The 14,949-nt window shown below is 72.4% G+C and carries 13 protein-coding genes; 6 read left to right on the top strand and 7 right to left on the bottom strand.

The window, feature by feature from the left end; translation table 11 throughout:
- Positions 1–76 precede the first annotated feature (76 nt).
- Entirely contained in the window at positions 77–940 is an 864-nt protein-coding gene (locus tag WJM95_RS09200; protein ID WP_339129092.1) for a tetratricopeptide repeat protein, read from the top strand.
- Positions 941–1,125: 185 nt separating this feature from the next.
- Here WJM95_RS09200 and WJM95_RS09195 read toward each other — a convergent pair whose 3' ends face one another.
- The gene (locus WJM95_RS09195) at positions 1,126–1,827 is read right to left on the bottom strand and encodes a TetR family transcriptional regulator (protein WP_339129091.1); all 702 of its coding nucleotides are present in this window, start codon (positions 1,825–1,827) and stop codon (positions 1,126–1,128) included.
- Between the two features lie 240 nt (positions 1,828–2,067).
- Between WJM95_RS09195 and WJM95_RS09190 the strand changes: the two genes are divergently transcribed.
- The 3 genes from WJM95_RS09190 to WJM95_RS09180 are packed head-to-tail and all read left to right on the top strand — an operon-like array spanning position 2,068 to position 5,377.
- Positions 2,068–3,531 carry a glycosyltransferase family 4 protein gene (locus tag WJM95_RS09190; protein ID WP_339129090.1) on the top strand — a complete coding sequence of 488 codons (1,464 nt, stop codon included), beginning with the start codon at positions 2,068–2,070 and terminating at the stop codon, positions 3,529–3,531.
- Complete coding sequence (locus tag WJM95_RS09185; protein ID WP_339129089.1) at positions 3,525–4,298, top strand: class I SAM-dependent methyltransferase; 774 nt, start codon at positions 3,525–3,527, stop codon at positions 4,296–4,298. The genes WJM95_RS09190 and WJM95_RS09185 overlap by 7 nt, the downstream gene beginning before the upstream one ends.
- Positions 4,295–5,377 (top strand): prenyltransferase/squalene oxidase repeat-containing protein, encoded by a 1,083-nt coding sequence (locus tag WJM95_RS09180; protein WP_339129088.1) that lies wholly within the window; start codon positions 4,295–4,297, stop codon positions 5,375–5,377. Before WJM95_RS09185 ends, WJM95_RS09180 begins: the two co-directional genes overlap by 4 nt.
- A gap of 76 nt (positions 5,378–5,453) precedes the next feature.
- Here the strand turns inward: WJM95_RS09180 and WJM95_RS09175 are convergent, their stop codons facing one another.
- Positions 5,454–5,747: a hypothetical protein gene (locus WJM95_RS09175; protein WP_339129087.1), complete on the bottom strand. Its 294-nt coding sequence runs from the start codon at positions 5,745–5,747 to the stop codon at positions 5,454–5,456.
- A gap of 323 nt (positions 5,748–6,070) precedes the next feature.
- Between WJM95_RS09175 and WJM95_RS09170 the strand changes: the two genes are divergently transcribed.
- Positions 6,071–6,634 (top strand): hypothetical protein, encoded by a 564-nt coding sequence (locus WJM95_RS09170; protein ID WP_339129086.1) that lies wholly within the window; start codon positions 6,071–6,073, stop codon positions 6,632–6,634.
- A 31-nt stretch (positions 6,635–6,665) separates the two neighbouring features.
- On the opposite strand, the gene WJM95_RS09165 is transcribed toward WJM95_RS09170, so the two are convergent.
- The 5 genes from WJM95_RS09165 to WJM95_RS09145 all read right to left on the bottom strand — a co-directional run bounded on the left by WJM95_RS09165 (position 6,666) and on the right by WJM95_RS09145 (position 12,334).
- Positions 6,666–7,676, bottom strand: coding sequence for an LLM class F420-dependent oxidoreductase (locus WJM95_RS09165; RefSeq protein ID WP_339129085.1), 1,011 nt, complete (start codon positions 7,674–7,676; stop codon positions 6,666–6,668).
- A 113-nt stretch (positions 7,677–7,789) separates the two neighbouring features.
- Positions 7,790–8,557, bottom strand: coding sequence for a hypothetical protein (locus WJM95_RS09160; RefSeq protein WP_339129084.1), 768 nt, complete (start codon positions 8,555–8,557; stop codon positions 7,790–7,792).
- 206 nt (positions 8,558–8,763) lie between these two features.
- Positions 8,764–9,771 carry an N-acetylmuramoyl-L-alanine amidase gene (locus WJM95_RS09155; protein WP_339129083.1) on the bottom strand — a complete coding sequence of 336 codons (1,008 nt, stop codon included), beginning with the start codon at positions 9,769–9,771 and terminating at the stop codon, positions 8,764–8,766.
- Positions 9,772–9,781: 10 nt separating this feature from the next.
- Entirely contained in the window at positions 9,782–10,444 is a 663-nt protein-coding gene (locus WJM95_RS09150) for a class I SAM-dependent methyltransferase (RefSeq protein ID WP_339129082.1), read from the bottom strand.
- Positions 10,445–10,588: 144 nt separating this feature from the next.
- The gene (locus tag WJM95_RS09145; protein ID WP_339129081.1) at positions 10,589–12,334 is read right to left on the bottom strand and encodes an MFS transporter; all 1,746 of its coding nucleotides are present in this window, start codon (positions 12,332–12,334) and stop codon (positions 10,589–10,591) included.
- Between the two features lie 327 nt (positions 12,335–12,661).
- Between WJM95_RS09145 and WJM95_RS09140 the strand changes: the two genes are divergently transcribed.
- Entirely contained in the window at positions 12,662–14,947 is a 2,286-nt protein-coding gene (locus WJM95_RS09140; protein WP_339129080.1) for an acyl-CoA dehydrogenase family protein, read from the top strand.
- Positions 14,948–14,949: the final 2 nt, after the last annotated feature.

The raw sequence follows: 14,949 nt of genomic DNA, 5'->3' as shown, positions 1-14,949 counted from the left end.
GTGGGGCCGGGCGCGGGGACGGCCCGCGCCCTGGATATCCTCCAGCCGTTTCGACGGATCGACCGGGGCGGGATGCGTGCGCAAGTCCGAGGCCAGGAAGCTGATCGGGGAAGCGAGAGAGGCGTTCGACGCCGGGGAGTGGCAGCGGTCCGCCGACCTCCACGAACAGGTCCTCGCGCATTTCCCCGACGAGGAGCCGAGCGCGGTGTGGTGGTACGACGCCGCGCTCGCCCACAAGTTCCTGCGGAACTGGGAGAAGGCGCTCGACCTCGGGCGCGAGGCGGCGGCCCGTTCCCCGCGGGGGGAGGGCGACCCCGCGTACTGGAACCTCGGGATCGCCGCCACGATCCTGCGGGACTGGGCGACGGCCCGCGACGCCTGGAGCGGCTTCGGCATCGAACTCCCTGGCGGGGAGGGCGAGATCGACGGCCGCTTCGGCGCCGCCTGTGTGCGGCTGGACACCGAGGGGCAGCGGGAGGTCGTGTGGATCGAGCGGTTGTGCCCGACCCGGGGCCGCGTGGTCAACGTGCCCGTCACGGGCGGACGCCGGTACGGCGAGATCGTGGTCCACGACGGCGAACCCAAGGGGGAGCGGGTCTACGACGGCACGGCGTTCCCTGTGTTCGACGAGCTCACGCTCTTCGAGGCCTCGCCGCTGCCGACGCTGGAGGTGACGGTCGCCGCGGGCGAGGCGGGGGACCTGGAGGCCCTGCTCGCCCTGTTCACCGAGCACGGCTTCGGCGCCGAGCCGGCCAGTTCCGTACGGCTGCTCTGCGCCTGTTGCAGCGAGGGCACCCATCAGCAGGAGCGCGAGGTCCTGGCGGGTGCCCAGGCGGTGTCGCTCGCGGCTCCGGAGCCTCAGGCGCGGCTGCTGCTGGAGCGCTGGGCGGGGGAGAGGGCGATCGGCCGGAGCTGGAGCGGCCTGGCGGACGTCGGCTAGCCGGGGCCCGCGCGGCCACTCCGGGCACCGCGGAGCGGGGGGCCGCTCCGGGGGCCGTGGCTCCGGCTCGCGGGGGCGGCCCGGTTCGCGGGGGCGGCCCGGTTCGTGGGCGGGGTCCGGTTCGTGGTGTGGATCCTGCCGGTTCCGCTCCCGGGGGCGACCCGGGTCCTCCGGCGGGCCCGGGTCTACCGCTCGGACGGGTCCGTCAGGTCGATCAGGCGGCAGACCGTCTCGATGTCTATCTTGACCTGGGCGATGGAGGCGCGGCCGGAGAGCCAGGTGATCAGGGCCGAGTGCCAGGTGTGCTCGATCACCCGGACGGCGGAGAGCTGGGCCGGCGTCGGATCGTCCAGGCCCATCGAGTCCAGGATGATCACCGTGGTCTGCCGCGACACCTGGTCGACCTCGGGGCTGACACTGCGGTCCGCGAACGTGAGCGCGCGGACCATCGCGTCGGCCAGGTGCGGCTCGCGCTGGAGGGCGCGGAACGCCCGCATCAGGGTCTCCGCCACCCGCTCCGCGGCCGTGTCCCCGGCCGGCGGCTTCTTGCGCAGCGTGCCGTGCATGTGCGCCAGCTGGTCCTGCATCGTGGCGACCAGCAGATGCACTTTCGAGGGAAAGTAGCGGTACAGGGTGCCGAGCGCCACCTGCGAGGACTCCGCGACCTCGCGCATCTGCACGGCGTCGAAGCCGCCCCGGCTGGCCAGCTGCGCGCTCGCGTGCAGGATCCGGCGGCGGCGCGCCTCCTGCCGCTCGGTGAGCGGGGGAGAGGCGGGACGCGACAGGGAGTGCGGACGGGTGTGCGCGGTGCCGGACCGCGCGGCGGGCGTGCTGGCCCCCGGCGCCGGTCGCGCGTTCTTCGAGTCCGCCTTGGCTTCCGCAGGCATGGGTCCGTTCCGTGACATCGGCGAGAGGGAGCGACGAGCCGGCCCGGCAGGGTGCGGCACCACCGAGTGGATCAGCTGATTCCGCCGCCCGGTCGTGGCGTGAATCACCTGCTCCACCGCTCACAGCGGCGCTACCTGCCGGTAGATTCAGTGCTCCGTGAACGATCAAGTCTGAAACTTGTTCTAGATTAGCGTCCCGGCGTAATCTCGCGGGAAATCGCAGGGAGAAGGGGACCGGAAGTGACCGCTGAGGCCATGGAGGCGGCCCCCGGGAAGGGCGCGGCAGCCGACGGGGAACGACCCCTGCGTATCGCGCTCCTCACCTACAAGGGAAACCCGTTCTGCGGCGGCCAGGGTGTCTACGTACGGCACCTCTCGCGCGAACTCGCCCGCCTCGGTCACCGGGTCGAGGTCATCGGTTCCCAGCCCTACCCCGTGCTCGACGAGGGACTGCCCGGCCTGAGCCTCACCGAGCTGCCCAGCCTCGACCTCTACCGTCAGCCCGACCCCTTCCGCACCCCCGGGCGCGACGAGTACCGGGACTGGATCGACGCCGTCGAGGTCGGCACGATGTGGACCGGCGGCTTTCCCGAGCCGCTGACCTTCTCGCTGCGCGCCCGCCGTCATCTGCGGGCCAGGCGCGGCGAGTTCGACGTCGTCCACGACAACCAGACGCTCGGCTACGGCCTTCTCGGGGACGTCGGCGCCCCGCTGGTGACCACCATCCACCACCCCATCACCGTCGACCGGCAGCTGGAGCTGGACGCCGCCGAGGGCTGGCAGCGCCGCGCCTCGGTCCGCCGCTGGTACGCCTTCACCCGGATGCAGAAGCGCGTCGCGCGCCGCCTGCCGTCCGTCCTCACCGTCTCCGGCACCTCCCGCCAGGAGATCGTCGACCATCTGCGGGTCGAGCAGGACCGCATCCACGTCGTCCACATCGGCGCGGACACCGACCTCTTCTCGCCGGATCCCTCCGTGCCCCAGGTGCCGGGCCGCATCGTCACCACCTCCAGCGCCGACGTGCCGCTCAAGGGCCTGGTGTTCCTCGTGGAGGCGCTCGCCAAGGTCCGCACCGAACACCCGGGCGCGCACCTCGTCGTCGTCGGCAGGCGCGCCGAGGACGGACCGGTCGCCCAGGCCATCGAGCGCTACGGCCTCGACGACGCCGTGGAGTTCGTCAAGGGCATCTCGGACGCCGAACTCGTCGACCTCGTCCGCTCGACCGAAGTCGCCTGTGTGCCCTCCCTGTACGAAGGTTTCTCGCTGCCCGCCGCCGAGGCGATGGCCACCGGGACACCGCTGGTGGCCACCACCGGCGGAGCGATCCCCGAGGTCGCGGGAGCCGACGGCGAGACCTGCCTCGCCGTTCCGCCGGGCGACCCGGGAGCGCTGGCGGCGGCCCTCGGCCGGCTCCTCGGCGACCCCGCGCTGCGCGCACGGCTCGGCTCCGCCGGACGTGAGCGCGTCCTCGCCCGCTTCACCTGGGCCAAGGCGGCCGAGGGCACGGTGGCCCACTATCGTGCGGCGATGGCCCTGTCCGCGTCCCGGATCCGCTCCCGCGCCGCCGCGGGCACCGACGGGCGCGGCGCGCCGGACGCCGGCACCCCGGCGACCCCGGGACCCGACCGCGCCGAGGCCGCGGAACACACTCCCGCCGCCGATGAACTAGTTGCAGCCAACCGCGAAAGCAGGGCCACGTGCTGACCGTCGACTTCTCCCGGTTCCCGCTCGCCCCCGGCGACCGCGTCCTGGACCTCGGATGCGGTGCCGGCCGGCACGCCTTCGAGTGCTACCGGCGGGGAGCCCAGGTCGTAGCCCTTGACCAGAACGCCGAGGAGATCCGCGAGGTCGCGAAGTGGTTCGCGGCGATGAAGGAGGCCGGGGAGGCGCCCGCGGGGGCCACCGCGACGGCCATGGAGGGCGACGCGCTCGCCCTGCCCTTCCCCGACGAGTCCTTCGACGTCGTGATCATCTCCGAGGTCATGGAGCACATCCCGGACGACAAGGGCGTCCTCGCCGAGATGGTCCGCGTGCTCAAGCCGGGCGGGCGCATCGCCATCACCGTGCCGCGCTACGGCCCGGAGAAGGTCTGCTGGGCGCTGTCCGACGCCTACCACGAGGTCGAGGGCGGCCACATCCGCATCTACAAGGCGGACGAACTGCTCGGCAAGATCCGCGAGGCGGGCCTGCGCCCCTACGGCTCGCACCACGCGCACGCGCTGCACTCGCCGTACTGGTGGCTGAAGTGCGCGTTCGGCGTCGACAACGACAAGGCGCTGCCCGTGCGGGCGTACCACAAGCTGCTGGTCTGGGACATCATGAAGAAGCCGCTGGCCACCCGGGTCGTCGAGCAGGCGCTGAACCCGGTGATCGGCAAGAGCTTCGTGGCGTACGCGACCAAGCCGCACCTGCCGGAGCTCGCGGGCGCCACCGGCTCCGCGCAGGCCGTTTCCGAGGCGGACGCCACGTGACCACTCCCCGGCGGACAGAGCACCTCGTCCTGCCCGGGGTCCTCACTGCGGAGGAGGCCACCGCCACCGTGCGGGGGATCCTCGCGGTGCAGCGCCCCGACGGAGCCATCCCGTGGTTCCGCGGCCACCACCTCGACCCGTGGGACCACACCGAGGCCGCGATGGCGCTCGACGCGGCCGGCGAGCACGAGGCCGCCGAGCGGGCCTACGAGTGGCTGGCACGGCATCAGAACGAGGACGGTTCCTGGTACGCGGCCTACGCGGACGGGGACTTCGAGGACGTCACCGACCGCGGGCGCGAGACCAACTTCTGCGCGTACATCGCGGTCGGCGTCTGGCACCACTATCTCGCCACCGGCGACGACGTGTTCCTGGACCGCATGTGGCCCGCGGTGTACGCGGCCATGGAGTTCGTGCTGCGGCTCCAGCAGCCCGGCGGGCAGATCGGCTGGAAGCGCGAGGACGACGGACGGGCGGTCGAGGACGCTCTGCTGACGGGGAGTTCCTCGGTCCATCACGCGCTGCGCTGCGCGCTCGCCATCGCCGAGCAGCGCGAGGAGCCGCAGCCCGACTGGGAGCTGGCCGTCGGCGCGCTGCGGCACGCGATCCGGCTGCACCCGGAGCGGTTCCTCGACAAGGACCGCTACTCGATGGACTGGTACTACCCGATGCTCGGGGGCGCGTTGACGGGCGCCGAGGCCAAGTCCCGTATGGACGAGGGCTGGGACCGTTTCGTGGTGCCCGGTCTCGGGGTGCGCTGCGTGGTGCCCAACCCGTGGGTGACGGGCGGCGAGTCGGCCGAACTCGCCCTGGCGCTCTGGGCGATGGGCGAGTCCGACCGGGCCCTGGAGATCCTCCAGTCCATCCAGCACCTGCGCGATCCGAAGTCCGGTCTGTACTGGACGGGCTATGTCTTCGAGGACCGGGCCGTCTGGCCCGAGGAGCTGACCTCCTGGACGGCGGGCTCCCTGCTGCTGGCGGTCGCGGCGCTGGGCGGCGACGAGGCCACCTGCGCGGTCTTCGGCGGCGAGCGTCTGCCCGTCGGCCTGGACCCCGACTGCTGCACGCCCACGCGCTGAAGGTCCGGACGGTCCAGGGTTCCTGGACCGTCCGGACGCTTCGGACCCGCTGTGCGCTCCCGGCCGTCGGTGCCGGTCAGTGGCGGTGCATGCGGTTGGCCACGGCGTGGCCGATGAACAGGTAGACGACGGCGGCGAGACCGTAGCCGGCGACGACACGCGCCCACGCCTTGTCGAAGGTGAACAGATCACGCGACCAGCCGGCGAGCCAGCTGGCGGTGCTGTGGATGAACTGCACGAGTTCGTTGCCACGATTGGCGTCGAGCAGATACATCAGGATCCAGAGACCGAGGATGACGGCCATGACGTCCGCGATGATCGCGATGACCGTCCCCGCCTGATTCGAGCCGTTGCGATATCTAGGGGACATGACGAGCGGATTGCCCGTCGATCCCGGATGAAACCCGAACGGTTCCGGTCACGTGCCCGGTCGGCCCCGAACGGTTCCGGTCGCGTGCCCGGTCCGCCCCGAACGGTTCCCCGCCGGTCCGCGCGACCGGCCCCGAAGGTGTCCCGCCGGTCCGCGCGACCGGCCCCGAAGGTGTCCCGCCGGTCCGCGCGACCGCCACGAACGGTCCCGCCGGGTGGCACGGCCGGTGCGCGCGGGTGAGGCTGCCGGGGAGGGCCGTGTTCGTCCGCGGAGCGGGAGAGCCGGCCGACCGGGGAGAACCGTCCCCTCATCCGGAGGATCCCGTGCCTGTACCCATACGGCGCCTGATCGTGGCGCTGACCCTCTCCTGCGTCCTGATCAGCGGCGCCACGGCCTGTGGCGGCAGTGGCTCGGGCCAGAACACCGCCGCCGTGGCGGAGATGGCCGCCACTCCCACGCCGACCACCTCGGCCGAGAAGCAGAAGTTCGCCAAGACCCGCTTCGTGGCCAACGCCGGGCTCGCGGCGGGCGCGACCTACCAGTGGATCGTCAAGCCCTGGAAGGCCGGCAAGTTCAAGAAGGGCGCCAAGGGCCGCAAGCTCGCCCTGGTCAAGGCCGGGCTCGCCGGTGTCTTCGCCTACAACCGGCTCAAGGCCGCCTCGAAGAACGCGCAGGGGGACCCCGCGCTGTCCAAGGCCGTCGCCCCGCTCGCCGCGGGGATCGCCGCGCTCAAGGACCTGCCCGCCAAGCTGCGCAAGGGCGACTCCACGGACTCCGTCGTGAACTCCTTCGACGACGTCATCAACCAGGTGAAGGCGGCCGGGAAGAGCGCGGGTGCCGAGGTCAAGGACAAGGTGCCGTCGGCGTCCCAGCTCAGCGGCGGCTAGGCCGGCCACAAGGCCGACAGCCCCGCCTCACCTAGGAGTTCAGTTCGGCCAGCACGCGCAGGGTGTGGGGGTCCGGGGACAGGACCAGCAGGTCGGTCACCGGGCCCTTGCGCCACAACTCCAGCCGCTCGGCGATGCGTTCACGCGGACCGACGAGGGAGATCTCGTCCGCGAAGGCGTCCGGGACGGCCAGCACGGCCTCCTCCCTGCGCCCTTCCAGGAACAGCCGCTGGATCAGGCGGGCCTCCTCCTCGAAGCCCATCCTGGCCATCAGGTCGGCGTGGAAGTTGCGGGCCGCGTGGCCCATCCCGCCGATGTAGAAGCCGAGCATCATCTTGACCGGCAGCAGCCCCTCCGCCACGTCGTCACAGACCCGCGCGCGGGCCATCGGCGCGACGAGGAAGCCCTCGGGCAGTTCCGTGAGCGCGGCCTCGTACGCCTGAGGGCGTGTCGGGGACCAGTACAGCGGCAGCCAGCCGTCCGCGATCCGGGTCGTCTGCGCGATGTTCTTCGGCCCTTCGGCGCCGAGCAGGAGCGGCAGTTCGGCCCGCAGCGGGTGCGTGATCGGCTTGAGCGCCTTGCCGAGGCCCGTGCCGTCGGGGCCCCGGTAGGGGTGGGAGTGGAAGCGCCCGTCCAGTTCGACCGGCCCTTCGCGCCTGAGGACCTGGCGTACGACGTCGACGTACTCCCGGGTCGCGGTCAGCGGCGACTTCGGGAACGGCCTTCCGTACCAGCCCTCGACGACCTGCGGTCCCGAAAGCCCGAGGCCGAGCATCATGCGCCCGCCCGACAGATGGTCGAGGGTGAGCGCGTGCATCGCGGTGGTGGTGGGGGAGCGGGCGGCCATCTGCGCCACGGCCGTGCCGAGCCTGATGCGGGTCGTGTGCGCGGCGATCCAGGTGAGCGGGGTGAACGCGTCCGAACCCCATGACTCGGCGGTCCACACCGAGTCGTAGCCGAGCCGCTCCGCCTCGACGGCGAGCGGCACATGGTCCGCGGAGGGGCCCCGGCCCCAGTAGCCGAGCGCGAGACCGAGTCGCATGTCGCCTCCAGGACCAGCATTCTGACGATCCGTCAGTTACGGGATGCTGCGACTGTACGACAACGGCCCCCCGCCGGAAAGGGCGAGGGGCAGTCGCGCGAGCGATGAGCGGATCAGCCGCGCTGGATCCCCGAGGTGTCCTGGAGCACACCACGACGACCGTCCTGCGTCTGCGCCACGATGGTCGCGCCACGCTGCTCGACGGCCAGGTACCAGGTGCCGGGCGCCAGTTCGGCGATCGGCGACTGCGCGCCGTCCTCCGAGAACAGCGGCCGCGCGACCGGGACGGCGAACCAGAACGGCGAGAAGTCCTGCGCCGGGGTCTGCGTCTGCGGCACCGACGGCTGGCTCGGCTGCCCGCCGAACGACGGCGCCGGCTGCGAGGGCTGGCCGCCGAAGGACTGCTGGCCGGGCTGACCGGGCTGCGAGGCGCCCGGGTAGCCGTAACCACCCTGCGGCTGACCGCCGTAGGGCTGCGCGGGGATCTGGCCCGGGGCACCCATGAGGGCGGCCTGGAGCGCGGGAACGAGCGGCGTCGCGACGGCCGCGCCGGCCAGCACGAGGGCCGCGATGAAGCCGAGGATGAGACCGGCGGCGGCGCTGGCGCCGTCACTGACGTCGACGAGCGACCAGAAAAGGGTCCACGAGACGAGAATCGTGAACGCCACGCCGACCGTGCCCAGGTCGAGTCCGAGGACCTTGCGCGGCTGCGGCAGGCAGCGGTTGATGACGATCAGCGCGGCGCCGATGACCCCGCCCATGTACACGCCGAGGCCGTAGCCGAGGTTGTCCCAGGCGGTCGTGTTCAGGTTGAACCCGGAAACGGAGTAGAGGTGCAGGAACGACGCGATGAACAGCAACACCGCTGCTCCGATCACCACGCCGTCGCCTCGAGTGAGGGAGCGGATATTCACTTCAGGTCCTTCGTCTGTCGTCTCGTCGTCGGTGAGGCATCGCTGTGCGCCGTGTCGCCGACATGGTGCCGTTGTCGGGACTCGGTGTGAAGCGCGGGGGGTAGCCCTTTATCGTACGGACGGACACTATCGCCCGGACGATCAGGGTGTCGCCGGGTTGGATCCGTAGATCACTACCCGTGCAGGAAACCAACGATTCCTTCAGAGATCCCCCGTGCCGCTTTCTCACGCCAGGCGCCACTGGTGAGCAGCGCAGCGTCCTTCGTATCGCGCATGTTGCCGCACTCGATGAACACCTTGGGAACCGTTGACAGATTGAGACCGCCGAGATCCTTACGGACCACCAGTCCGGTTCCGTCACCGACGTAGTTGGAGGGCGCGCTGCCCGTCTCGCGGACGAACAGGCCCGCGATGTGCTCGCCGAGGTCGCGGGAGGCGGCGACGATCGGGCGGGTGTCGGCGGCGCCCGCGTGCACCGACGCCGGGAGGATCACATGGAAGCCGCGGTTGCCGGCCGCCGATCCGTCGGCGTGGATGGAGACGACCGCGTCCGCGTGCGCCGCGTTGCCGATACGGGCCCGTTCGTCGATGCAGGGGCCGAAGGAGCGGTCGCCGTCCTGGGTCAACTTCACCGTGGCGCCCTCCTTTTCGAGGATCGCCCGCATCCGGTTCGCGACGTCGAGGGTGAACCGGGCTTCCGTGTAGCCCGCGTTGGTCGACGTTCCGGTGGTGTCGCACTCCTTCCAGTTCGTCCCGATGTTCACCTTGCGGTTGATCTCGGACGTGTGCCGGAAGTTGTTCGGGTTGTGCCCCGGGTCGATGACGATGACCTTGCCCTTGAGCGAGCCGGAGCCCGAGCCGGGGGCGGCGGGTGCCGAGGAGGATGCCGGGGCCGACGGCTTGCCCGGCTTGGCGTCGTCCGTCGCGGAGGCGGACGGACGCGAGGAGGAGGGTGAGGCGGCGGAGTCGGCGGAGTCGGCGGAGTCGGCGGAGCGGGGCGCGGAGGACGAGGACGCGGGAACGGCGCGGTCGGAGCCGCCCCCCGAGTCGTCTCCCACGGCCTGCCACACCAGCCAGCCGGCCAGCGCGCCGGGTACGAGCGCGGCGAGCGCGACGGTGAGCGGACCGCGCCGGAAACGGCGCGGCTGGGGCGGATCGAAGTCTGGGCCTACGTACGACACGTCAGCGACTCTAACCGTGCGCCCGGATCCCTGTGCCGGTTCGCCGCAGGACGCGCAGTGAGCCGGTCACGGCCGTCTCGGTGAACTCGCCCGATTCCAGGGCCCGGAGGTAGACGCGGTAGGGAGCCTGACCGGTGAACTCGTCCACGGGGTCGGGGAACACGTCGTGGATGACCAGGAGGCCGCCCTCGGCGACGTGCGGGGCCCAGCCCTCGTAGTCGCCGTTCGCGTGTTCGTCGGTGTGGCCGCCGTCGATGAATACGAGGCCGAGGGGCGTGCCCCAGAAGGCGGCGATCTGCGGCGAACGGCCGACCAGCGCGACCACGTGGTCCTCCAGGCCCGCCCGGTGCAGGGTGCGGCGGAAGGTGGGGAGCGTGTCCATCAGGCCGATCTCCGGGTCGACCGTGGACGGGTCGTGGTACTCCCAGCCCGGCTGCTGCTCCTCGCTGCCGCGGTGGTGGTCGACCGTGATCGCGGTCACCCCGGCCTCGCGGGCCGCGTCGGCGAGCAGGATCGTGGAACGGCCGCAGTACGTGCCGACCTCCAGGAGCGGCAGCCCGAGCCGTCCGGCCTCGACGGCGGCCTCGTGCAGCGCCAGCCCCTCGTCGAGCGGCATGAACCCCTTCGCGGCCTCGAAGGCGGCGAGGATCTCGGGCTTGGGTGCCGCGGGCATGGGGTTCCTCCAACGGTGCGAGCGACGGTCTACGCGCAGCATCGTGCACCACACCCCCGCCGCGTGGGCGGCGGGGGTGTCGATGATCACTGTGAGCGAAGGATCACCCGGGCGCGGATGCCGGCGCGGCCGCCGGTGCCGGGGTCACGCCGTGACGCCGGCGTTCTCGCCCGGGAGCGACAGGTCGAGGACGACCGGCCGGTCGTCGCCCGTGTGCGTGGCCGACGAGGCGAGCGGGCCGTGGCCCGCTGCCCGCGCGGCGAGGACGTACGCGCCCCGGTCCGGCACGGCGAGCGCGTAGCTGCCGTCCTCGGCGGAGTGGGTGGCACCCGCCTGCCGGCCGTGCCGGTCGATCAGGGTGACCTTGGCGCGGGCGACCGGACCGCCGTCGGCGTCCAGGACCTTGCCGTGGAAACCGCCGAGCACCTCGTGCGCCCGCTCCAGCGCCGCGTCCTCCTCGCTGCTGGCGACCAGCGAGGGCTTGGTGGCGGGACGGCGGCCCGGCAGGAGGAACGCCATGGCCAGACCGACCGCGACGGCACCCGTGGCGATCATGAAGGAGACCCGGAAGCCGTGCATGGTCGGGATCGCGACCCCGCCCGCGTGGTGCGCCGTGTTGGCGAGCACCATGCCGATGACGGCGCTCGACACCGATGTGCCGATGGAGCGCATCAGGGTGTTCAGGCCGTTGGCCGCGCCCGTCTCCGAGGCCGGGACGGAGCCGATGATCAGGGCGGGCAGTGAGGAGTAGGCGAGGCCGATGCCGGCGCCCAGGATGACCGAGATGACCAGCGACTGCCAGGCGGCGCTCATCAGGCCGAGACCGGCGCCGTAGCCGATCCCGATGATGATCATGCCGATGATCAGGGTGACCTTCGGGCCGTACTTCGCGGACAGACGGGCGTACACGGGCGCCGTGACCATCATCGTCAGGCCGAGCGGCATGACGAGCAGACCCGCGCTCACCATCGACTGGCCGAGGCCGTAGCCGGTGGACTTCGGGAGCTGGAGCAGCTGCGGCAGGACCAGCGAGACGACGTAGAACGAGACGCCGACCATGATCGAGGCGAGGTTGGTGAACAGGACCGCGGGGCGGGCCGTGGTGCGCAGGTCGACCAGCGGGGCCTTCAGGCGCAGCTCCATCGCGCCCCACAGCAGGAGCACGACGAGGGAGGCGCCGAACAGGCCGAGCGTGGTGAGGTCGGTCCAGCCCCAGTCGCTGCCCTTGGTGATCGGCAGCAGGAAGAGCACGAGCCCGGCGGACAGGCCCGCCGCGCCCAGCACGTCGAAGGTGCCCTCGGCGCGCATCGGGGACTCCGGTACGACGAGGAGGGTCAGGGCGATGGAGAGGACGCCGAGGCCGGCGGCGCCGTAGAAGAGGGCGTGCCAGTCGGCGTGCTGGGCGACGAGGGCCGCGGCGGGCAGCGCGAGTCCGCCGCCGACGCCGATCGAGGAGCTCATCAGGGCCATCGCGGAGCCGAGCTTCTCGCGGGGCAGCATGTCGCGCATCAGGCCGATGCCCAGGGGGATCGCGCCCATCGCGAAGCCCTGGAGGCTCCGGCCGACGATCATCGGGAGCAGGGTGCTGCTCAGCGCGCTGACCAGGGCGCCGCCCACCATCACGGACAGGCTGGCGAGCAGCATGCGCCGCTTGCCGTAGAGGTCGCCGAGGCGGCCCATGATCGGAGTGGCCACGGCGCCCGAGAGCAGGGTCGAGGTCAGGACCCAGGTGGCGTTGCTGGGCGCGGTGTCCAGGAGCGTCGGCAGGTCCTTGATGACCGGGACGAGCAGGGTCTGCATGACCGCGACAACGATGCCCGCGAAGGCGAGCACCGGCACGGTCGCGCCGCCCGGCCTCCGCACGGGGCTGCCGGTCGTCGTGTGCGTCATGGCGGGGGCCTCCAGGCCGTAGGAAAGCGAGCTCTCGGGAGAGCGGGGGTGAGGGGTGGTCCGTGCGGATGCGGGACGGTCGGTCGGTGATCCGGGGGGACACGGGGACGTCGGTCGGCTGATCCACGCAGGTACGTGCAGGAGGAACCCGGTGCGCCTGGGCAACTATTCCGATGCTTCGGCGTACTAACGAATTCTTGACCGATCCATGGGTATCTGACCTGTCGTCAGAATGGAACGTGTTCTAGTCTGGCGCGGATCCACGCGGCCCGGGTCTTCGCGGATCCACGCGCCGTGGGCCTTAGGGGAACCTTCGGGGAGGCAGGCATGGGCATCGCGGTCACGCCGGAACAACGGGAGCTCGCCGAGGCCGTACGCGGCTGGATCGCCCGCGCCGTGCCGGCAGGGGAGGTCCGCAAGCTGCTGGACTCCCCGGGTGCCGGCCGGCCTCCGTTCTGGGACGCGCTCGCCGCGCAGGGGCTGCTCGCCGTGCACCTTCCGGAGAGCCTCGGCGGTGGCGGCGGGGATCTGGTGGACCTCGCCGTCGTCGTGGAGGAGGCCGCGCGGGCCGCACTGCCGGGACCGTTCGTCGCGAACGCGCTGGCGACGGCGGTGCTGGCGGCGGAACGCACGGGCGGGGCGGGCGGATCGGGTGAATCGGGCGAGACGGGTGACACGGGCGGGGCGGGTGAGACGGGGGAATCCGGTGGATCGGCCGATTCCGGTGGATCGGCCGGTTCCGTGCGCGGGGCGGAGCGGGCGGATCTCTTACGGGCCCTGGGACGCGGGGAGCGCATCGGCGCCGTCGCGTTCGGCACCGGCTCCCTGACGGCCCGGGCGGTCGACGGCGGGTACGTGCTGGACGGGACGGCGCCGCCCGTGCTCTCCGGCGCCGACGCGGACGTCCTCGTGCTGGCGGCGTCGAGCGGGACGGACACCGCTCCCGGCCCCACCCTGTGGTGCGTGGCGGACGCCGCCGATCTGGCCGTCAGGGCGCACGAGAGCGCCGATCCGACCAGGGCCACCGCCGAGGTCCGGGCGCGGGAGGTACGGGTTCCCGCCGGCCGCGTCCTCGCGGTCGGCCCGTCACTGGTCCGCGACCTCGCCGCCGTCGTCCTCGCCGCGGACGCCTGCGGCACCGCCGCCTGGTCGCTGGACACCGCCGCCGCGCACGCCAGGGTGCGCGAGCAGTTCGGCCGTCCCATCGGGCACTTCCAGGGCGTCAAGCACCTGTGCGCCGACATGCTGCTGCGGCTGGAACAGGCGCGGGCGCTCACCTGGGACGCGGCCCGCGCCGCGCAGGAGCCGCCCGGGGTACGGGAGCTGGCGGCCGCGCTCGCGGCCGGCACCGCCCTCGAAGCCGCCTGCTCCTGCGCCAAGGACTGTGTCCAGATCCTCGGCGGCATCGGGTTCACCTGGGAGCACGACGCCCATCTGTATCTGCGCCGGGCCCTGGTGGCGCGGCAGCTCCTCGGGGCCGGGAGCGGACACCTGCGGCGGGCGGTACGGCTCGCACGGGACGGCGTACGGCGGGAACTGCGCCTGGAGCTGCCGCCGGAGGCCGCCGGACACCGGGCCGCGGCCCGTGCGGTGATCGACCGTGCGCGCGGACTCTCTCCCGCGGACGCCCGCCGGGCTCTGGCGCCCACCGGGTACGCGGCCCCGCACCTGCCCCCGCCGTACGGCCTGGGCGCGGGCCCCGTCCACCAGCTGGCCGTGCAGCAGGAACTGGCCGCGGCCGGGGTGCGGATCGGCGATCTGGGGATCGCCGCCTGGGTCGTCCCGTCGCTCATCGCGCACGGCACTCCCCGGCAGCTGGAGCGCTATCTGCCGCCCACCCTGCGCGGCGACCTCCTGTGGTGCCAGCTCTTCTCGGAGCCCGGCGCCGGATCCGATCTCGCCTCCCTGCGCACCCGCGCCGAGCGGACGGCCGACGGCCGGTGGCGGGTCAACGGACAGAAGGTGTGGACGAGTGCGGCGCAGTGGGCCGACCACGGGATCCTGCTGGCCCGGACGGACCCGGCCGCGCCCAAGCACAAGGGACTCACCTACTTCGTCGTCGACATGAAGAACACCGACGGCATCGACATCCGCCCCCTGAAGGAGATCACCGGCGACTCCCTGTTCAACGAGGTCTGGTTCGACGACGTGCTGCTGCCCGCGGACGCGGTGGTCGGCGACGTCGACGACGGCTGGCGGGTCGCCCGCACCACGCTCGGCAACGAACGCGTCCACATGGCCGACCAGTTGACCTTCGACACCGGCCTCGAGGCACTGATTCCGGCCGATGTCGACGGCGCCCGGCTGGGCGCGCTGCTGGCCGAGGCCCACGCCCTGGCGTGCATCACCCTGCGCACCACCCTCCGCCAGGTCTCCGGCGTGGAGCCCGGCGCGGGCGCCAGTGTCCGCAAGCTGGCGCAGACCGCGCACCAGCAGCGGGTCGCCGAACTCGCCCTCGAACTCCTCGGCCCCGAGGGCGCGTTGCGTGAGGGGCCGGGGAAGCGGGCGGTGCACGGGTTCCTGCTCTCCCGGTGCCTGACCATCGCGGGGGGCACCACCCAGGTCCAGCTCAACGTCGTCGCCGAGCGCATGCTCGGCCTGCCACGTGACTAGGA

It is taken from the genome of Streptomyces sp. f51 (assembly GCF_037940415.1).
Taxonomy (GTDB): domain Bacteria; phylum Actinomycetota; class Actinomycetes; order Streptomycetales; family Streptomycetaceae; genus Streptomyces.
Note: the sequence above shows the minus strand (reverse complement) of the source record. Positions and strands in the feature narration are given on the sequence as shown.